Source organism: Clostridium sp. X (assembly GCF_055755365.1).
Map to the genome: position 1 here is coordinate 238,844 of NZ_CM146912.1, position 20,572 is coordinate 259,415.

The window sequence follows — 20,572 nt, forward strand, 5'->3', positions numbered from 1 at the left end:
TTTAATAATTATAATCACTTCCCTTATTCGTAAATGATTTATATTCTGTAGGTGTCATCCCTGTTATCTTCTTAAAGGATTTACAGTAATAATTAGCATCATTATATCCAATCTTCTGACATACTTCTTTAATACTCATATTGTGATTAGCCAGCAGTTCCATTGACTTTTCTATTCTAAGCTCAGTAAGATAGTCCGTAAAGCTCTTTCCTATTTCATCTTTGAAAATTTTACTAAAGTAATGATAACTCAAATTTACATTTTTTGCTGCATCGTTTAATGAAATATCAGAATAATAATTATTGTTTAAGTACTCTAGCACTTTTGGAATAATTCCCTCAATATCTCCTTTTCTCTGATTTTGTATTTCTATAGCTATATCAGAAAGATAGTAAATAAACTGTATTCTAAGTTCATCTTTATTATTAATTCTTAAAATATCTAAAATGTATTTCTGCTTTAATTCATCTGCCTTTTTTAATTTATGAGGTAAGACTTTTTCTGTAGTAAATATCAAGTCTATAAGTTTAAACTTTATTCGGTCAATATCATCTCCGTAAATATTTACTAGCCAAACATATATCTCTTTGAATGCCTCTTTAGCCTCATTTATATTACTAGTCAGTATACTATTTGAAAATATATTCTCCTTATGTGAAGGATAAATATTTGAATTAATATCTGCGGCAATAATATCCTCAAAATGCATAAGTTCTTTATCCTTTGTCTTAGTTGCTGCTATGTATGCCTCATTACAAGACTTTCCAAGACTTTCTACATCATAAACTTTTCCTACACCTATTTTATATGTTAAATTTGATAATCCTTTAATTTTTCCTAGTACCTTTTTTCCAATCTCTATAGACTTATTTTTTATATTATCATTATCTATTTCTTTATCAGTAGGAATATAGGCTATTATTCTATCTGATATAGGACTTCCTATAAGACAATAACACAATGATTTTAATTTAATACTAAACACATCAAAAAAGCTCTGTTTTTCAAACTTTAATTTTAAACTCTCTTCTTTACCTGAATTGTTCAGATTATCGAATAATACTGTTATTGCATAACCACTTTTTAGATTCATATTAAAAATATTTTGGTAAAACTCTATATCATTTACTGTTCTAACATTAAATAATTTATTAGAAATAAACTCTGCTTCTAGAGAAGGTATAATTTTATTCATTTTTTCTTTTAATTCAATTTCTCTTATGAAGTCCCCTCTTTTTTTGTTAATAGCAATACTTATATTATTGAAAGTCTCTATTAATTTATTTTTATTTATAGGTTTAAGAAGATACTCAAATACTCCTAAATTTAGTGCCTCCTTAACATAATCAAAATATTCATAGGCAGTAAGTATAACAAACAAAGTGTCACTATTCACACTTTTTATTTGCTTTATAGCCTCAATGCCATCAATTCCTGGCATATGAATATCCATAAAAACAATATCTGGTTTAAGACTAATAGCTTTTTCAATAGCCATCCTACCTGTACTTGCAGTAGCTACAACATCAATATCTTTTATATTTTTTGATATAATCATCTTAATAGCATCTATAACAAGATATTCATCATCGGCAATTAATAATTTAAGCATACTTTCTGCTTCCTTTCCCTGTGAACTTTAAAGTCTCGGAATCCTTAAGGTAACTTTTGTTCCAGAGTCTACCTTACTTTCTATACTAATTAGTTTTTCACTATCTGGGATACCAAATGAAATCTGAAGTCTTTGTATAACATTTTTCATACCTATCCCTGTAACATGCTTTTGAGAAGTTCCCTCATCTAGATTTAGGGATATAATTCTTTGTATACAATTTGAATCCATTCCTTTACCATTATCTATAACTTCTATTAAGATACTTTCTTCCATGGACCTTACATTTAGATGTATTTCTCCATTTCTCTCTAGGCTTTGTAACCCATGTATAAATGCATTTTCTACTATAGGCTGTATGGTTATTCTTGGTATCTTCGTATCTACTGTATCATCATCTATATGTAAAAAAAAGTCAATTCTACTTCCAAAACGTATTTTCAAAACCTGCATATAATTTTTTACGTATTCAATCTCATCATGCAGTGGAACCATATCTTCAATGTTCTTTAAATTATATCTAAAAAGTTGGGCAATATTTTCTATAAATTCTGAGGATTTATCTGCTCCCTCTATCATAGCTAGCTGTGATGCAGCATTTAATGTATTAAAAAGAAAATGCTGATTAATCTGAGACTGCAAAGATTTTAGCTCTGCTTCTTTTAGAAGACTTTTCATCTTTAAATTATAAAATTCTTGCTCTTTTAGCTTTTTTTCTACTTCTGCATGACGTCTTAATTCAGCAATATAATCCTTTATGCTTTTAACCATCTTTATAAATGCATTTGCAAGAATATCTGTCTCATCCCCGGTATGAGTTTGAGTTAATTCAATATCAAAATCGCCCTCCGCTATTTTCTCCGCGGATTGTGAGAGCTCTGCTATAGGCTTTGTTAATCTGTATGTAAATATAACGGCTATGAAAATGTTGATAAATATAGCACCTATTATTATAAAAATATTAAAATAAGTTATGATTTTCATATTTTTTGCTATAATTTCATATCTTTCTGAGCCACTTTTTAATTTACTATCTAATAGTTTATTATTATACAATTTTATATAGTTACTAATTTCATCTGCCCTTTGAAAATGTAAAATATACCTACTACTTATTCTTCCTCGTTTTGCTTGTATTGCTCTATCACTTTCACTCATTAATTCATGTAGCATATTTCCAATATCTTTAAGCACTAGCTTATCTAGATCATATTCCCTTGTTGTAGGTATTTGCCTTGTCAATTCTTCAAGATTATTATAATAGTAATAATAATTTAGTAGATTCTCAGATGATGCATTAGTAAGATACTTTTCAAGCTCCATCATCATATGGTCTACATCATTTTTTAAATTATTTAAATATCCATAATCAGTAATTATATTATTTGTATTTTTTAATACTACTCTCGTATTATAATATGAAAAGATACTAGTAAATCCTAACAATGATATAGTTAAGAGAAATTGTATAATTAATTTTTTCCTTATTCCAAAAAATTTAAATATGTCTCTATTCATTATTTAATCACCTATTTCACTCTGAATGTATCTAGGTTTTTCTTTGTAATTATTTTTACTTCTGTATCAATAAAGGTAGGAACACTTTTTCCTGCTTTAATATCAACTAAAGCCTTTAAACTCTCATATCCCATTTTATATGGATCACTTGCAACGGTTCCATAGACTATTTCTCTATCTATATATCTTAGAATTTCCTCTGAGCTTCCATATCCTACAAGTATAATATTTCCTACCTTATTTCTATCAACTATAAATTGAGCTGTTCCTAAGGTATCTGCAGCACTAATTGTGAATATGGCATTTATTTCATTTCTAGAGTCAATTATGGTCTGAGTAATTTCCTCTGCGCTTAAAGTTCCCATTTGAGATAGATAGGTTTTTATTATTTTCATCTGTGGATATTCTTTTAAAATACTCATAAATCCATTCATTTTCAAGTTGTTTTCTATTGAACTCTGATCTAGATCATTATTTGAAATCACGGCAATATTAGCTTTTCCATCTGTTGCTTCTACTAGGAGTTTAGCAGCTTGTCTTCCAATAATAAAATTATTTGTACCTACAAAAGCATTACGCTTGCTCTCACTGTCATCATTTTCAAAGGTTATTACAGGTATTTTATTATTATATGCTTTATCAATATAATCTGTAAAACTTACCTTGTTAGAAACATGAGTAATTAAACCATCTACTTTTGATATAGTAGCAATATCAATGTATTTTAATTCCTCCTGTGGATCATTAAATCTCGGTGCATAAAACTCTACCACAACATTATTATCCTTAGCAGACTTCTCCACACCTTTTATTACTTCTTCCCAAAATGGATCTACAGAGTTTTGAGCAATAAAATAAAAATGATGTGTTGGTTTAGAAACAGGCAATTTTACATCCTCTTTACTAGAGTAAAATAGAACAATACTTGCACCAAATATCAATATCAATAAAATTAAAATTGCCTGTCTGTATAAAAATCTATAGATGTTTCTCAAGGTATTCATTTAATCGCTTATCTCCCAACTACAATGTTTTATACTAAATAAAAAATTAGTGTTAAAAAACCTTACCTATATTATATTCTACTTGATAGGCTTTTTAAAATAATTATTTTAAGATAAAAACAATAAAAAAGGATAACTAATATTAAAGGAAAGATACTTATCATCTTTCCTTTTTACTGTCATTTGATTATTGAAAAAACCTCATCAACTGACTTTCGTGGTCTAGCTTTTGGATTCTGCGCTGGTCTTCCTATTGGCAAAAGAGCTGTAAGTATCCATGGCTCAGGAACATTAAGAATCTGACCTATTTCTTTATATGCTATAACCGGGGCATACATCCAAGTTGTTCCATAACCTTTTGCATGAGCTGCTAAGGATATATTTTGAATAGCGGCTCCCATACTCTGCTGTATTACATCTATATTCATAGGTATTTTTAACTTCAGATTCAACTTATCTAATGCCAAGTCAAGTGCACTTTCATAAGGATGAGCAAATGCTAGTATTAGAGCAGGTGCATCTCGAAAAAAGGTTAAAAAGTATCTATGATGTGCAATAGCATCATAGTCAAATCTTTTGCAAGCATTAATTATAGTATCTACTTTATAAGAAACCGCATCACCAATTTCATTTAATACTTCCTTATTTGTTACAGCAATAAATTTCCACATTTGTGCATTTTCAGCGTTTGGGGCTAGAATTCCAGCCTCTACTATTTCTTTAAGATCTTCCTCACTTACTGAGTCTTGCAAAAATTTTCGTATACTTCTCCGGCCTCGAATAGCCTCCATTAAGTTCATATATACCTCCTTAAAAACACAATTATATTTTAATATTTTAAAATTATATTCTAATATTTTAAAATTATATTCTAATATTTTTACATTATGATTCTTAAATTCTTATACTCTTCAAATTCTATATTCCAATTAAACCCTTAATTTAAAAAATTATATTATATTTTAGTACTAAATACCTCTAAGTTGCATATATTATATTTTGTCCGCTAATTTTAACGGCATTTTAGCTTGGCTTAATCGAGGGAGGTACTTAACATGAATACTAAACAAATCTTTGTAATTACAGAAGATGTTATTGAAGAGTGTTTATCTGAATCTCTAGGTAAATAACATAAAAAAAATAGCTATCAATACCTAGTGTATTGGTAGCTTTATTTTTAATTACACTCTATCTAAACAAGGGTTCTCTTGAAAACTTTTCGATTACATCGTCAATTTCTCTATATGCTTTTTCTTTTGCCATATCTATTCCTACATCTTCATCGTCTGTGCCCTGTACAAGTATTTTCTCAAACTTATCTACTCCTAAGAACTTAAATAAGTCATGAAAATAATCTATACCATGGTTTATATTCCAATTTAAAAGTTTTGGATACACTCCTCCTGAAGATTGTATATAAACCATTTTTCTATCTTTGTCTTCTAGAAGACCTGTTACTTCCTCTTGTGATATTTTAATTGTCTTATCTTTGATTACTACACAATCTACATATCTTTTTAATATTGATGGAAAGCTTATACTCCACATTGGTGCAGCGATAACGTAAACATCTGCTCTTAAAAATTGGTCACATAACTGGTTTATTTTATCCACAGCTTTTCTCTCTTCTCTTGAGAGATGTTCATATTCTGCTCCTGAAGCTGGCTCTGCTCTACGAGTAAATATTCTATGATTCACCTCTGGTATGTACTCACTATAAAGATTTAATTCCTCTAATCCATACTCAGGATTTTTTTCTAAAAATCGATTAACAAATTCTCTTCCAACAGTTTTGCTAGTAGAGATTGCTTCTGGTTTTGAGTTTGCTGATATATATAGTAATTTTTTCATACACTTCACCTCCAAGAAAATCTTCTATTAGTTTTAGCTTATTAAATAGATTTATTCCTTTTTTCAAATCTTAAACTAGAGGTGCTATTCACTATTAAATTTCAAAACTTTTTTATTTATTTCTTAATTATGTGTTATACTATATATAGCAGATAAATTTAATTACTTTACCACCTTCATTAGATTAATTTACATATACAAAGGTGGTTTTTTGTATTCTATGATTTTATAAGTATTAAAAAATTAATACTTATATATTAAATCAACAAAAAAGAAAATATTATTTAAAGAGGAGACTATCCATAGTGAGAAAAAATTATAACTTAAAAAAGACAATATCAATGAAGCGTTTTATTTCAGATCTTGGAGGAAATTTCTCAAAGCATATGAAAAAAAGATTATTAGACTTAGAGATACGCTGTGTATTAACAAGAAAAGAAGATGATGAATTTAGACTTGATATTAAACATGTAGAACATGTAAAATATAATTGTAATTTAGAAAATCCTTCAGATGAAAATAAAAAAGAATATGTATACGGTCAACTTATAGTAGTAGATGAGGATTTATACTTTTCTGAAACCTGTACTGAAGATGATAGTGTTATGCAATCTCCAATTGTAAATGAACTTTATAATTCTTTAGATAGTGAGTCTATTACTTTTGACACAGGCATTATGGCTAAAAAACTAGATGATAGTAATATCGACCATGTTGTAGATAGTTTATTATCAGTATGTCCCGAAGTATCTGACTACTACGCTAATATTGTTAAAGGGATGCTTTCTAGATCAAGCAAGAAAGTCCCAAATAGCACACTTAGCTAAAATACTGGTACCTGTAGAGGGTTTCATGTAACTTTAACCACTCTACAGACTTTTTTTATTATTTAACCTTTTTAGATATACCCTCATATAAATAATCAATATACTCTGTATTTACACTTTTGTCTTTTAAACTATCTATTCTAACTTTAGCTCTAGATAAGCTTTCTTTTGCCTCTCTGTAATCTTGTTGTTTTATGCAACTACTAGTATACTCTAGTAAATAATCAATCTTTAATACTTCCTGCGCTAATTCTCTCTTATCCTCATTAACTAAGTCTACTAATAACGAGTATATTTTAGGTGAAGTGCTCTTTTTAGCTTCCTTTAAAAAATCATCTCTTTTTGCACTTACTTTTGCCATTTTTTATCATCCGCCTTTTGTTTATATAACTATCTTATAGTGTAAATGTTAAGAGGCAGCCTCTTAACATTTACTATTTTGCTGCGTTACACACTATATGAACCGCATCCCATACACCTGAAAAAGGAGGTGCATAGCATAAATCTGCCATTCCTAAATCCATAGTTGTCATGTTATTGTGAATTGCAATAGCAAACATGTCAATTCTCATAACTGCTCCTTTATTACCTATTGCTTGAGCTCCTAGAATTCTATAGCTTTCCTTTTCATATATAAGCTTAATCCAGATAGGTGTTGAATTTGGGTAGTACATAGGATGATCATAAGCTTTTACAAATACAGTTTTATAATCTAATGCTAATGCCTTTGCTTCACTTTCTGATAAGCCTGTTCTTCCAAGCTCATAGTCTAAAATTTTTATTGCTGCACTTCCCAGTGTTCCAACATATTTGTTATGTTTTCCCGTGATATTTTCTCCTGCAATTCTACCACATTTATTAGCAGTTGTTCCTAGTGGCGTGAAAGTGTTTTCTTCTTTAATTTTATTGTATACTTCTGCACAGTCACCTGCTGAGTAGATATCTTCAATATTAGTTCTCATTTCTCTATCAATTATAATGGCACCATTTTTTGCTAATGCAATTCCGGAATCTTTTAAAAAGTCAGTAGCAGGTCTAACTCCTATAGAAAGTATAACTAAATCAGCCTTATATACTCCCTTATTAGTCCTTACTTCCTCTACCTTATCATCTCCTAAGATTTCTTCAATTTTTTCATTTAGATTAAGGTTAATTCCTTTTTCTATTATATGCTTTGTAACTATATCAATTAGTTCATCGTCAAAAGGTCTTAATATTTTAGGAGCAGATTGAATAACTGTTACATTCTTTCCTACTTCTTTCAAAGTCTCTGCAACCTCTATTCCTATATAGCCACCACCTATTATAGCTACATTTTTAACCCCTTGTTTATCCATAGCTTCTCTAAGAACTAATCCATCTTCTAGAGTTTTTAACATATATACTCCATTCAAATCTTTTCCTTTTATTTCAGGTACAACAGGTATTGTCCCAGTAGCAATCATAAGTTTATCATAGGAGTCTATAAACTCTCTTTCACTATCTAAATCTTTAACTATAATTTCTTTCTTCTCTGGAACAATCTTCACTACTTCATGCCTCAAGTGTGTTCTTATTCCTGATCTTTCAAATCTCTCTCTAGTTCTTGCTATCATTTTAGTATAATCATTATTTATACCAGCCACATAGTATGGAAGTCCACAAGCTCCGTAAGACAAAAATGAACCCTTTTCATAAACTACAACCTCTGCTTCTTCATCCACTCTTTTTATTTTTGAAGCTGCTGACATTCCTGCAGCTACTCCACCTATGACAATAGTCTTCATTGCTGGATACACCCCCTAAATTAAATTATTTTTATTTAACATTATATCATAAACTAGTCTAATTAACATTTTAATCCATTAGTGCTGTGTTTATACTTAATATCCATAGTAAATACTTATAAATTTTAAAAGTTTGTCTCATAGAACTTATACTAATTTCTAATACTATTAAAGTGTAATCAATAATTTTTTAAATCTAAGGAGGAAGTTTCATGAAGAAAAAAATAATTGCTTTAACTATAGCTACATGTTCAATTTTAGCTGTAGGCTGTAGAGAGCAAGATCAACAAAGCCAACGTAATCAGCAAAATCAACAACAAACTCAAAGAAATCAAAATAACACAAATAACAGAAGCCCAGTTATCGGCGGTGTAGAATCTTCTATTCAACAGTTTGGAGATATTCAAAGAATAAAAATCACTTCTGACAAGGCTAATGTGAGAATGGGAGCAGAAGGTAATACTCCTGTACTTCAAACTCAAGATAAAAACAGCACTCTAGATGTTATAAACAAAGTTGGAGATTTTTATGCTGTTCAGCTACCTAATGATAAAATAGGTTTTGTACCTCAAGAGGATTGTAAAGCAATAATTGCAGAAGATAAGGAACCTGCCGCACCACCAGCAGCACAAGGATCAGCTCCTCAAGGAACTACAACTCCTCAAGGGCCAACAACACCAAAAACACCAACTGCTACAACTAACACAGGATCACTAAGTGCAGTTGAACAAGAAATGGTAAGGCTAGTAAACCAAGCTAGAGCTCAAAACAATGTACCAGCTTTAAAGGTAGATACTTCTCTTGCTAATGTTGCCAGAACTAAATCTCAAGATATGATGGATAATAACTACTTTAGTCATAATTCTCCAAAATACGGAAGTCCTTTTGATATGATGAAATCTTTTGGAATTAAGTACGTTCAAGCTGGTGAAAATATAGCTGGTAATCAAACTGTTGCCGCAGCTCATAACGCTTTAATGAATTCTCCAGGTCACAGAAAAAACATATTAAGCCCAGATTTTACTCATATAGGAATTGGAATCACAAAAGGTGGAACTTACGGAAATATGTTTACACAAATGTTTATTAGTAAACCACAATAGAAGAAAAGAGTGTATCAGTTTTTCGATACACTCTTTAACTTTTTTAATTAAAACTCCTCCAAAACTCTCCTTCAATATCAATAATACTTGATATTTCATTAAATAATATTTTAAAAGTAGGAAATCCAGCTGCATAAGGTGCAATTTCATAAGGTGTAAAATAAATATAAAGTGCATCTTTATCAAGATAAAAACCTTGATTTTCATTTATTCCTTTATAATCTTCTATCCATACATATGAATACTCTTCCCTAGTCTTTATTTGATTTTCTATAATATCACTTAAAACTTTTATATAGTCACTATCTTTTTTAAACAAATCTTTAAGCTCATAAAATCTTCCACTAACTAGATCTATACTAGGATAAATCAAGCTAGGCATACCATGAGCTGCTCCAAACGGAAATTCATACCCATTTAATTCTATAATTAATAGGTTCTTTTTAAAGAATTCTATTGAAAAATCCTCGGTATAACTGTAATCAAGCTGAGTATCCTCTGAAATTTCTTTTACCTGTGACATTTCCTTTAATTTTTCATTTACATTACTTTGTACCTGATTATTCTCCATTCCTTCAATTCTAGGATAATACACTAAATAATCCTTGTTTGGTTTATATTTCTCTTCAATAACACTATACTTATCATTTAATGGAATAGTAGTATTTTGTTTATAAACTAAAGTACCATTTTTATTTAAATATAATGTCCTAAGATCAACATTGACTTTAACTATATCCCCTTCAATAGACATACTTCCATTTCCTTCTACTATCGGTAGATTAAGTGCTGGTTTGCCACTAGTATCTATAAAAAATGTATCTTTATCATCATAAACAGAAGCCAATCCATCTTTATATTCTGAGACTTGAGAATATATAAAACCAATAAGGAAATTTCCATTTGTATCAGCAATAGCATATTTTGATCCCATATAAGACTTATCCTTATCTACACTTTCTCCTACTGCTATTCTTTTTTCCCCTATTTGTAGTATATCATTATATATAGGCTTTATTATAATCTTTCCTGTTTTATCGATAAGTCCATATTGATTTGTAAAATCTTCTCCTACATTTATAACAGCTCTCTCTTCTTTAAAACTCTGAGCTCCTGTATATTGTGGTGCTATAACTATATTTCCATTTTCATTAATAAACCCGTATTTGCTCTCATTCTTCTCCCTAAAGGGTAAAAGTCCATCTCCTATATTTCCTACAAAACTGTACCTATAGGTGTTTAACGTCTCTCCGTTTATTCCTATTAGTCTATATTCACCATCATTTACATTAACTACAGCTTTTCCATTGTTAAAATCATTTACAGATTGATATATCGCAGGAATAACTTCCTTACCTGTTCTATCTAAAAATCCATATTTCCAATTTCCTTCACTATCTTCTATACTAAACATAGCTCTTCCATTTTTATAAGTTCCTATATAGCTATATGCTTTATTTGTTATCTCTTTTCCATTCTCATCTATTACCTTGAATCCCTCTCTATGAAGAACAGTAGCCCTTCCCTCTGAAAACTCATTGATTGTCTCGTATTTTGGTTCTATAATATATTTTCCTGATAAATCTATAAGCCCATATAAGTTTTCCTTTTCAACTATAGCAATACCATTATCCTGAAAATCTCTTGCACTATTATACTCTGGCTTGATTATAAATACACCTTTACTATCTATATACCCCCACTTTACTCCATCAATATTTTTCACAGGAGCTGGATACAATTTATACTGCCTATCACTTCTAGTCTCAGATTCTATTATATCTATATTTGTATTTGTATTTATACTATTTAATTTTAATAGAATTTCTTCCTTTAATTTAAGTAAACCATCTTTATCAGGATAGCCTGAATTAATGCTAATAGCCTTTTCAATTGACTTCAAAGCTCTCTCTGGCATTTCTGCTTTTAATTCAGCATCAGCTAAGTAATACCAATAAAAAGTTGCATCAGGCATTTCTTTAACTTTCTTCTCATAAAACACAACTACCTTTTTAAAATAGTAAGGATATACATCTAATGCTGTCTGTAACTTTCCATCTATCCACCTAACTACTTCAATTTTGTATGCCTCTCCGGTGTCATGACTCCAAAGAGCTATTTCTGACTTCCCGTCTTTTCCATATTTTCCTGGCATATCTTCAACTTCAATCTTGCTATAATAAATATTTTCCTTTATTAAATTCATAATTCCTCTTGTAGTCCATTGATAAATATTAAGTTTAGACCATATTGCTCCATATTGCCAACCAATTATTAAGTTATGTTCATAGTTACTTGTAATAGGAGCTACATCTAAGTAATTTACATCATATCCACTTCCTTTAATATTAGCTGCAATATACCAAAGATTGTAATGGCTTTTTATTATAATAACATAAATTTCCTCTCCAAACTTATAGGGTGCAATTATCTCTACTACACCATCCTTGTCTATATCCGCCAGTAAAATTAATGTCTTATTGCCATCTTCTTTAGATAATAAAAGCTCACTTCCTATTGGTAAATAAGCTTTCACAAAACTAATTAAATAGTTCTTATAATCCATAATAAAACCTTTCTAACATTATTCTTAAAATATTATATGAAAACTTATAATAATGGGTGTTTATTATATAAGTACCTTATTCTCCCTAATTTCATATTCTGTAATTAGGATATAGAAATAGTCTGGAGGTAGTGTATGTACCCACTAAAATTTGAGAACCTATATTTTGATAAAATTTGGGGTGGAAGAGACTTTGAATTATTTAGAGATAATCTTCCTAAAGGAAATATAGGCGAAAGTTGGGATATTGCCTGTCACCCCCACGGAATTAGTATAATGGCAAATGGAGAATTTAAAGGAATGTCCTTAGCAGAGCTTATAGAGCTTAAAGGAGATGAAATACTAGGTACAAAGATACAAAAAGATTGGTTTCCATTACTTATAAAACTTATAGATGCAAAAGATTACCTTTCCGTTCAAGTACATCCAAATGATGAGTATGCAACAAGAGTTGAAAATGAAATGGGTAAAACTGAGATTTGGTATGTATTAGAGGCTTTTGAAGATGCTAGCTTAGTAGTTGGGACTAAAGATAACTGTACTGTTGATGACTTTAAACTTGCTATAAAAAAAGGGACTTTAGATGAGTATATGAATAAGATTTCTGTTAAAAAAGGGGATGTCTATTTTATACAAAGTGGCTTAATTCATGCCATTGGTCCTGGGGTAATTATAGCAGAAATACAACAGAATAGTGATACCACTTATAGAGTGTATGATTATAATAGAGGGCGTGAGCTTCACATAGCAAAGGCTCTAGATGTAATAGATCCAACTCTTAAAAGTGAGAAGATTAAAGGAATTTCTATAAGCTCAAGTGGTTATTCTAAGACTTATTTATGTATTGATAAAAACTTCTCTTTAGAACTTTATACAGTAGAAGATTCCTTTACTGAAAATAGTGATATAGAAAGATTTTATGCATTTACCTGTGTAGAAGGAAGTGGTAAAATTCTTTATAAAGATGGTAAAGAAGATATAAAAATAGGAGACAGTGTTCTTATCCCTGCCTCCCTTGGTGAATATACCTTTACTGGAACTATGAAAGTTTTAAAAAGCTACGTACCGCCTCTATAATAAAAAGAAGTTGCCTTGCGACTTCTTTTTTAGGTTCTAAATATAACATCTTCTCTACTAAACATGTATCTTGCAAATAAAATTGCAGCTATAATATATATCATTATCCATGCAAAAGTTATTAATATATGTCCTGTATTAAATACTCCCGCTAAAATTTCTTTCATAACACATACTACATTTGCAATAGGTATATGAAAATAGTAAGTATCAATATTTCTAGCATCTAACATATAGGTTGCATAAATTGGAATTATTGCAACTATGTTAAGTGGTGTAAGATACGTTTGTGCCTCTTTAAAGGACCTTGCGTATATGCTTATTGCAAGTTCCAAAGAACCAAATACAAGATTTAAAAGGATTACCATAATAAATATTAAAGCAATTCCGCTAATACCCATACTCAAAATACTATTAGCACTTATAGAGATATCCATAGCACTTTTTCCGCTTTGATAAAAGGCCATACCTATACCTATCAAGGAAGATAGTGTAGACAAGAGACCTACTATAGAAATGGCCCCAAACTTCCCCCATAACAGTGACATTCTCCCCACTTGAGTAGTTAAAAGTGGCTCTAGGGTTCCTCTTTCTTTTTCCCCTGCTCCTAAATCTATTGCAGCTCCCATAGGTCCTGTTATACTATATATTACAAGAAAAAGAGGTAGCATCATTGAAAGCATCATTTTACCTAAGCCTTCTTCTTCCTTTGAAGTTGTTCTATAGTCTATCTTAACTGGGGTTAATATTTCGGTATTCATATTTCTTTCCTGTAATCTTACTGCGACTACCTGCTTACTATAGTCTTGTATATAATTTTCAATAATACTCTGTGCCATCATAGATTGTTGGCTAGTGTTATCATAGATTATATTAACTCCTGCCTGTTTCTCATCTTTAATCAAACTATCTATATTATTTGGAACTTCTAAGGCTAATAATAATTTCCCATCCTTTACATCCTCCTCTAAATTTTCTGATTCCTTTAATTTTATTTTTGGTTCTTGTTTTATAAAGTTAACAAATTGAGAGTTTTCTCCACCTTTTATAGATATATGAAAATTCTCTTCAACACTCTTTGTATTACTAGAAGCAGCTTTACCTATAGCAAAAAACATGAAAGGAAATATTACTAAAGGAATTAGTATACTTACTAATATTGTCTTTCTATCTCTAAAAAGATCTCTTAATTCTTTTTTAAATACAATCGCAGACTTATTCATGGTTATCACCTACCAAATTCATAAAAATACTTTCCATATCATCATTATTATACTTAAGCTTTAATGCTTCTATGGTTCCCTCTTCAATTAACTTTCCTTTATGGATTATTACGATTCTATCACAAAGTTTTTCAACCTCAATCATACTATGACTTGAAAAAACTATAGCTTTATCTTCTTCCTTGCACTTTAAAATAAAATCTTGTACAATTTTGCTTGCGCTTACATCAAGTCCTATTGTAGGTTCGTCAAAGAGCATTACTGATGGTTTATGAACTATAGATCTTGCTATAGCTACTTTTTGCTTCATTCCTCTTGAAAACTTACCAACCTTTCTATCTATAAACTCTTCCATATGAAGCATTCTAGTTAAATACTCTACACTTTCCTTCGCTTTAGCTTCATTCATTCCATTTAGCTCTGCGAAATACATGATATTTTCTCTAGCTGTAAGCCTGTCATAAAGTCCAACTTCTCCTCCAAATAGAATACCTATTTCACCTCTTACTTTATCATCATCTTTTTTTATGCTATATCCTGAAACTGAGCAATCTCCATCTGTAGGCTTTAACATTGTAGCCATCATTCTAAGAGTTGTCGTCTTTCCTGCTCCATTTTCTCCTAATAGACCTAAAATTTCTCCCTTTTTTACTGAGAAATTTATGTGATCAACAGCTTTAACCTTTTTAAATTCCTTTGTAAGGTTTGTAACCTCTACCATTCTTACCCCTCCTACTACTTTTACTACATGATAAGTGTTCAAATTCATTCAATAAATAAGAGAAGTATTAAAACTTCTCTCTGTGGATTTTATTATATTGTAATTCACTTTCATCATATGCTTTCTTAGTCTCATTTGGATATCCAATAGAAATTATAGCCTCTACACAATAATTTTCTGGAATATCTAATATCTGTTTTATATACTGCTCTGAGGTAACTTTATCATTATACATCCTATTTCTTATCTGTATCCAGCAAGACCCAAGTCCAATATCTTCTGCTTGAAGTTGTACTATTGTAGAGGCTATAGCTGTATCCTCTACCCAAACATCACTCTTTGTAGTATCTGCAATAATAATAATTCCAAGAGCTGCTTCAGATAAGAATGAAGAGCCATGAGTCTTACTCTTTGAAAGATTATCTAAAGTGCTTTTATCCTCAATAATAATGAATTCCCAAGGTCTAATACTTCTTGAAGATGGAGATAGTAATGCAGCTTTTATAAGTTTATCTACCTTATCCTTCTCTATAGAAATATCTTTATATTTCCTTATACTTCTTCTCTTAAACAATAACTCTAGCATACTTATCTCCCCTTATTAATCTTTTTAATATAATTTTTATATTTACTGAATTCTCTTCCTAAACTTTCATTCCACCCTAAATTTTTAATATTATGTTTTATATTCAATATAAAATTGTCCTCCTAAAATGTTCTAACTAAAAGTAGTCTTTTCAATTTTTAAGGCTACCTAAAAACTAAATAATGGTAAATTAAGATTATTTTAACGTAAGCATCATTTCTAAAATCAGCATACCAAATAATAATTCGAATATCAATATTTAAGCAATTTATTATTTTTATCACTAAAGGACATAATATACTCAATGTAGCATATATGATTTATTATAATACCCTAACTTACTAATTAGAATTTACCTATTGACAATCTATTTGTAAACTTATATCATATTAATTAAAATTCTATATAGAATTACTGTGACAAGGGATAGTAAATTTTAAAGTCTTTTCAAAGAGAAGAAGCCATTGGTGAGAGGTTTCTAAAGATTTAATTTTGAACCAGCCTTCGAGTTCTGTACCGAAATAATAGTAGGCTACAGCGGAACTTTACCGTTAAAAGAATGAGTGAATATATTTTATATATTAACTAGGGTGGTACCACCGGAAGCCGGTCCCTTTTTGGGATTAGGGCTTTTTTATTTTGTAAAAATATGAAAAATACATAGGAGGAATTATTAATGTCTAAACAAAAAAAATTCGTTGAAGCTATAACTGCAATGGATGTAGATTTTGCACAATGGTATACAGACATCGTAAAAAAAGCTGAGCTTGTTGATTATTCAAGCGTTAAAGGGTGTATGATTATACGTCCTTACGGCTATGCAATTTGGGAAAACATACAAAAAAACCTAGATGAGAGATTTAAAGCAACAGGACATGAAAATGTATATATGCCAATGTTTATCCCTGAGAGTTTACTTCAAAAGGAGAAGGATCACGTTGAAGGCTTTGCTCCAGAGGTTGCTTGGGTAACTCACGGTGGAAGTGAAGAACTTGCTGAAAAGCTATGTGTTCGTCCAACTTCTGAGACTTTATTCTGTGATCACTATGCAAAGATAATTCAATCTTATAATGATCTTCCAAAGAAGTATAACCAATGGTGTTCTGTTGTAAGATGGGAGAAAACAACTCGTCCTTTCTTAAGAACTACAGAATTTCTATGGCAAGAGGGTCATACAGCACATGCAACCCCTGAAGAATCACACCAAGAAACTATTGATATGCTAAATGTTTATGCAGAATTCTGTGAAAATGTTTTAGCAATTCCAGTAGTAAAAGGACAAAAAACTGAGAAAGAAAAATTTGCTGGTGCAAAAGCAACATATACAATAGAAAGCTTAATGCATGATGGTAAGGCTCTTCAATCTGGTACATCTCATAACTTTGGAGATAACTTTGCTAAAGCCTTTAACATCCAATACACAGATAAAAACAGCCAGCTTCAATACGTTCACCAAACTTCTTGGGGAATGACAACTAGACTTATTGGCGCAATTATAATGGTACATGGTGATGATAGTGGTCTTAAACTTCCACCAAGAATAGCTCCAACTCAAATAGTAATCGTACCTGTTGCTCAACATAAAGAGGGAGTTATTGAAAAGGCTCAAGAACTTAAAGCTAGAATTGCAAAGTTTGCTAGAGTTGGCATAGATATTAGCGATAAAATGCCTGGCTGGAAATATAATGAATACGAAATGAAGGGCGTTCCAGTACGTCTTGAAGTTGGTCCAAAGGATATAGAAAATAATCAAGTTGTCCTAGTACGTCGTGATACTCGTGAAAAGCTAGTAGTATCAATGAATGATCTTGAAACTGCAATACCAAAGCTTTTAGAAGATATTCAAAATGCTATGTATGAACACGCTTTAAAACACAGAGAAGAAAAAACTTACTCTGCAACAACTTTTGATGAACTTAAAGAAATTGCTGACACTAAACCTGGCTTTATAAAAGCTATGTGGTGTGAAGAAAAAGCTTGTGAAGAAAAGCTAAAAGAAGTTGTAGGAATAACTTCAAGATGTATGCCTTTTGAGCAAGAAAAGCTTTCTGAGAAATGTATTTGCTGTGGCAAGGAAGCTAAGAAAATGGTTTACTGGGGAAAAGCATACTAAAATAGTAGCTAATCTCTAATCTCTAATCACTAGTCGCTAGTCACTATATAAAAAACTTAGGAGGATTCTTTTAGAATCCTCCTAAGTTTTTTCATTTTATACTTTTATATATAAGCATACTGCTACTTGAGTTTTACAATACTAAATACTAATCACAAACAAACCAATTCTCAACCTTATGTAGCTATTATTGATTGGTCTAGGTGAAAATTGTTTTAATCTTTCTGCCAAGCTCTTTTCCTAAAATATAATGACTTTCCTCACTTAAGTGACTTCCATCTACTTCACTGGTTGAGATTATTTCATTTGAATCTAATAAATAGTATTGCCTATTGTCAAATATATTTTTAAACTGTTCTGATATATCTTTGCACTTTTCTTCTGCCCCCATAAAAACACCTCTTTGCTCGTTTAATTCTCTTATAGCAGGTGGTGTTACTACTAGTACCTCTGGTGATTTTCCTTCCTCTGGTCCTGTTCCACTAGTTTTTATTATTTTGGCAAGAGTTTCAACAGCTTTTGATACGTCAAAAGAATTAACTGAAAATCTATATTTAAAGTCATTAGCTCCAAGATAAATTATAACTATATCTATAGGCTTATGAGTATGTAAACAAGGCAAAAGATAGGTCTTACCGTTCTTATATTGACCATCTATTGGGTCATTCCACACAGTTGTCCTTCCATTTAAGCCTTCCACAATTACCTCAAATTCTTCTCCTAATTCTTTTTGTAGAACACTACTCCACCTTTTTTCCTTTGGATATCTAGATCTATTTAAAGGATTATATCCCCAAGTATTTGAATCTCCATAACATAATATTGTCTTCATCATAATCTCCTTTATTTTTAGTACTTTATTTATATTTTTTCTCATGTTCTAAAAGCCATTCCTTAAAATGCAATCCTCCTGCATATCCTACTAATTTTCCATTACTTCCAATAACTCTGTGACAAGGAATAACTATAGCAATCTTATTTTTATTATTTGAATTCCCTACAGCTCTCACTGCCTTTTCATTTCCTACAGCTATGGCTATATCCTTATAACTTACTACTTTTCCATAAGGAATATCAGATAATGCTCTCCAGACTTTCTTTTGAAAATCTGTTCCATCAATATTTAGCTTAAGATTGAAATCTTTTCTCTTTCCTTGAAAGTACTCATCTAATTGATCATAAGCATCCTGTAGTACTTTAGGAGTTTCAGTGACTTCTCCTTCTTTTTCAACAAAATCAATTCTAGTTATAGCATCTTCTAAGCTTGTAATTTCAATTACTCCCACTTCAGATCTATAATAAATTTTATATTCCATACCTATATAAATTTCCTCTCTATACGTAATTAATGTTAAGAGGCAGGCTCTTAACATTATAATTACATTTTGTCACTTATTTTTGTATACTTTCTTCCTAAATAGTCCTCTACTATTACTTCTATTTCTTCATAACTATATAATGCATTTTCATACTGAAGGTTTGTGCTATAGCTAATTCTTTCTAATTTATGTCCCTCACGCACCTCAAAAGGCTCTATCTCATAACGTGCATTAGAATCTATTATTTTGCCATCCTTTAATACTTCAATTTCCTTCTTTAGCTCATCATTACTATAGACCTTTACTCTAATATTCTTTAGTTTTAATAAGTTCTCATCAAGTTTTATATTTTTACCTAATTTCTCTGGAGCTAGATACAAATCAGTTACGCTTGTAATGTTAACTTCAAATTTAAAGTTTACTTTATTCGCTGAAGTACTCTTTTCTCTTGGCATAGCTTGTATATCAACCCTGTTACTTAAGCTTTCTAAGAAGTTAATCTCTGTTAAATTTTCACTTATATTATTATCATTATTCTTGGCAATTATCTTAAATTTATAATTATTTTCATAGGGTAGTGTTATCTGAGTACTATAATTTAAATTTCCTAAATCTTCTGCAGCTACTTCAGTCCACTTATCCCCATTACTATTATCTTTTCCCGTATATAATAAATACATTTTATAATCCTTACTTAATTCACGCATACTCCATTTAAATTTAACAGTAACACTGTCTAAATTCTTACTTATATCTACGATACTATAATCTATATTTCGAACCCACTTTTGTTCTTCAACAATCTGATTAACAGTATGTGATACAGAAGAACTTATGTTGTTAATGCTCCTATCTAGACTATTTATATTATTGTTTATATTACTCACTTCTTGCCTTAGACTTACTATATGAAAATACATTTTCATATTAAATATAATAAATATAGCAATTAATATATATATTTTATATTTTTTCAATTCCTCATCCCCCTATAATCTCTAATTAATATTATACCATAAAGTGGATTAAAACGTTAATTTTAGGGGCCTATCACCTATACCTGCTTAAATTCTTTAAACAATAAAAAACTCATCTTCATATGAAGATGAGTTTTTTATTGGAGCGGGTAAAGGGAATCGAACCCTTGTGTTCAGCTTGGAAGGCTGACGTTCTACCATTGAACCATACCCGCATATTAAATTGTTTGGTGGGTCTAAATGGACTCGAACCATCGACCTCACGCTTATCAGGCGTGCGCTCTAACCAGCTGAGCTATAGACCCATAA

The 20,572-nt window shown here is 30.4% G+C and carries 18 protein-coding genes, 2 tRNA genes and 1 other annotated feature; of the genes, 4 read left to right on the forward strand and 16 right to left on the reverse strand.

From position 1 onward, the window contains the following. Position 1: 1 nt before the first annotated feature. From ACX0KU_RS01130 to ACX0KU_RS01150, 5 genes are all read right to left on the reverse strand, one after another. Positions 2 to 1,612 carry a response regulator transcription factor gene (locus tag ACX0KU_RS01130; RefSeq protein ID WP_472991115.1) on the reverse strand — a complete coding sequence of 537 codons (1,611 nt, stop codon included), beginning with the start codon at positions 1,610 to 1,612 and terminating at the stop codon, positions 2 to 4. Between the two features lie 27 nt (positions 1,613 to 1,639). Further along, positions 1,640 to 3,130 carry a sensor histidine kinase gene (locus ACX0KU_RS01135; protein ID WP_472991116.1) on the reverse strand — a complete coding sequence of 497 codons (1,491 nt, stop codon included), beginning with the start codon at positions 3,128 to 3,130 and terminating at the stop codon, positions 1,640 to 1,642. Positions 3,131 to 3,141: 11 nt separating this feature from the next. Continuing rightward, entirely contained in the window at positions 3,142 to 4,134 is a 993-nt protein-coding gene (locus tag ACX0KU_RS01140; RefSeq protein ID WP_472991117.1) for a substrate-binding domain-containing protein, read from the reverse strand. A gap of 179 nt (positions 4,135 to 4,313) precedes the next feature. Continuing rightward, entirely contained in the window at positions 4,314 to 4,934 is a 621-nt protein-coding gene (locus tag ACX0KU_RS01145; protein WP_472991118.1) for a nitroreductase family protein, read from the reverse strand. Positions 4,935 to 5,322: 388 nt separating this feature from the next. After that, a complete protein-coding gene (locus ACX0KU_RS01150; RefSeq protein WP_472991119.1) occupies positions 5,323 to 5,985 on the reverse strand; it encodes an FMN-dependent NADH-azoreductase in 663 nt (220 codons plus the stop codon). A 305-nt stretch (positions 5,986 to 6,290) separates the two neighbouring features. Between ACX0KU_RS01150 and ACX0KU_RS01155 the strand changes: the two genes are divergently transcribed. Beyond that, a complete protein-coding gene (locus ACX0KU_RS01155) occupies positions 6,291 to 6,812 on the forward strand; it encodes a hypothetical protein (RefSeq protein WP_472991120.1) in 522 nt (173 codons plus the stop codon). A 58-nt stretch (positions 6,813 to 6,870) separates the two neighbouring features. On the opposite strand, the gene ACX0KU_RS01160 is transcribed toward ACX0KU_RS01155, so the two are convergent. Both ACX0KU_RS01160 and ACX0KU_RS01165 read right to left on the reverse strand, forming a co-directional pair. Beyond that, entirely contained in the window at positions 6,871 to 7,173 is a 303-nt protein-coding gene (locus ACX0KU_RS01160) for a hypothetical protein (RefSeq protein WP_472991121.1), read from the reverse strand. A 73-nt stretch (positions 7,174 to 7,246) separates the two neighbouring features. Next, complete coding sequence (locus ACX0KU_RS01165) at positions 7,247 to 8,578, reverse strand: CoA-disulfide reductase (protein ID WP_472991122.1); 1,332 nt, start codon at positions 8,576 to 8,578, stop codon at positions 7,247 to 7,249. A gap of 212 nt (positions 8,579 to 8,790) precedes the next feature. On the opposite strand from ACX0KU_RS01165, the gene ACX0KU_RS01170 reads away from it, so the two are divergent. Next, entirely contained in the window at positions 8,791 to 9,681 is an 891-nt protein-coding gene (locus ACX0KU_RS01170; RefSeq protein WP_472991123.1) for a CAP domain-containing protein, read from the forward strand. Positions 9,682 to 9,724: 43 nt separating this feature from the next. Here ACX0KU_RS01170 and ACX0KU_RS01175 read toward each other — a convergent pair whose 3' ends face one another. Next, positions 9,725 to 12,247 (reverse strand): WG repeat-containing protein, encoded by a 2,523-nt coding sequence (locus ACX0KU_RS01175; RefSeq protein ID WP_472991124.1) that lies wholly within the window; start codon positions 12,245 to 12,247, stop codon positions 9,725 to 9,727. 135 nt (positions 12,248 to 12,382) lie between these two features. On the opposite strand from ACX0KU_RS01175, the gene ACX0KU_RS01180 reads away from it, so the two are divergent. After that, entirely contained in the window at positions 12,383 to 13,324 is a 942-nt protein-coding gene (locus ACX0KU_RS01180) for a type I phosphomannose isomerase catalytic subunit (RefSeq protein WP_472991125.1), read from the forward strand. A 29-nt stretch (positions 13,325 to 13,353) separates the two neighbouring features. On the opposite strand, the gene ACX0KU_RS01185 is transcribed toward ACX0KU_RS01180, so the two are convergent. From ACX0KU_RS01185 to ACX0KU_RS01195, 3 genes are all read right to left on the reverse strand, one after another. Beyond that, on the reverse strand, positions 13,354 to 14,547 hold the full coding sequence (locus ACX0KU_RS01185; RefSeq protein ID WP_472991126.1) for an ABC transporter permease: 1,194 nt from the start codon (positions 14,545 to 14,547) through the stop codon (positions 13,354 to 13,356). Further along, entirely contained in the window at positions 14,540 to 15,268 is a 729-nt protein-coding gene (locus ACX0KU_RS01190) for an ABC transporter ATP-binding protein (RefSeq protein WP_472991127.1), read from the reverse strand. The genes ACX0KU_RS01185 and ACX0KU_RS01190 overlap by 8 nt, the downstream gene beginning before the upstream one ends. A gap of 67 nt (positions 15,269 to 15,335) precedes the next feature. Continuing rightward, the gene (locus ACX0KU_RS01195) at positions 15,336 to 15,854 is read right to left on the reverse strand and encodes a nitroreductase family protein (protein ID WP_472991128.1); all 519 of its coding nucleotides are present in this window, start codon (positions 15,852 to 15,854) and stop codon (positions 15,336 to 15,338) included. Positions 15,855 to 16,261: 407 nt separating this feature from the next. Continuing rightward, positions 16,262 to 16,472: a binding site (T-box leader), on the forward strand. Between the two features lie 58 nt (positions 16,473 to 16,530). Here ACX0KU_RS01195 and proS point away from each other — a divergent pair. Next, positions 16,531 to 17,967: a proline--tRNA ligase gene (proS, locus tag ACX0KU_RS01200; RefSeq protein ID WP_472991129.1), complete on the forward strand. Its 1,437-nt coding sequence runs from the start codon at positions 16,531 to 16,533 to the stop codon at positions 17,965 to 17,967. 199 nt (positions 17,968 to 18,166) lie between these two features. On the opposite strand, the gene ACX0KU_RS01205 is transcribed toward proS, so the two are convergent. From ACX0KU_RS01205 to ACX0KU_RS01225, 5 genes are all read right to left on the reverse strand, one after another. Beyond that, on the reverse strand, positions 18,167 to 18,844 hold the full coding sequence (locus ACX0KU_RS01205) for an SGNH/GDSL hydrolase family protein (RefSeq protein WP_472991130.1): 678 nt from the start codon (positions 18,842 to 18,844) through the stop codon (positions 18,167 to 18,169). After that, complete coding sequence (locus ACX0KU_RS01210; protein ID WP_472991131.1) at positions 18,825 to 19,283, reverse strand: methylated-DNA--[protein]-cysteine S-methyltransferase; 459 nt, start codon at positions 19,281 to 19,283, stop codon at positions 18,825 to 18,827. The genes ACX0KU_RS01205 and ACX0KU_RS01210 overlap by 20 nt, the downstream gene beginning before the upstream one ends. Before the next feature lie 62 nt (positions 19,284 to 19,345). After that, on the reverse strand, positions 19,346 to 20,263 hold the full coding sequence (locus tag ACX0KU_RS01215; RefSeq protein ID WP_472991132.1) for a hypothetical protein: 918 nt from the start codon (positions 20,261 to 20,263) through the stop codon (positions 19,346 to 19,348). Positions 20,264 to 20,404: 141 nt separating this feature from the next. Continuing rightward, positions 20,405 to 20,478 (reverse strand) — tRNA-Gly (locus ACX0KU_RS01220). A 13-nt stretch (positions 20,479 to 20,491) separates the two neighbouring features. After that, positions 20,492 to 20,568: transfer RNA gene (locus ACX0KU_RS01225), tRNA-Ile, on the reverse strand. Positions 20,569 to 20,572 lie beyond the last annotated feature (4 nt).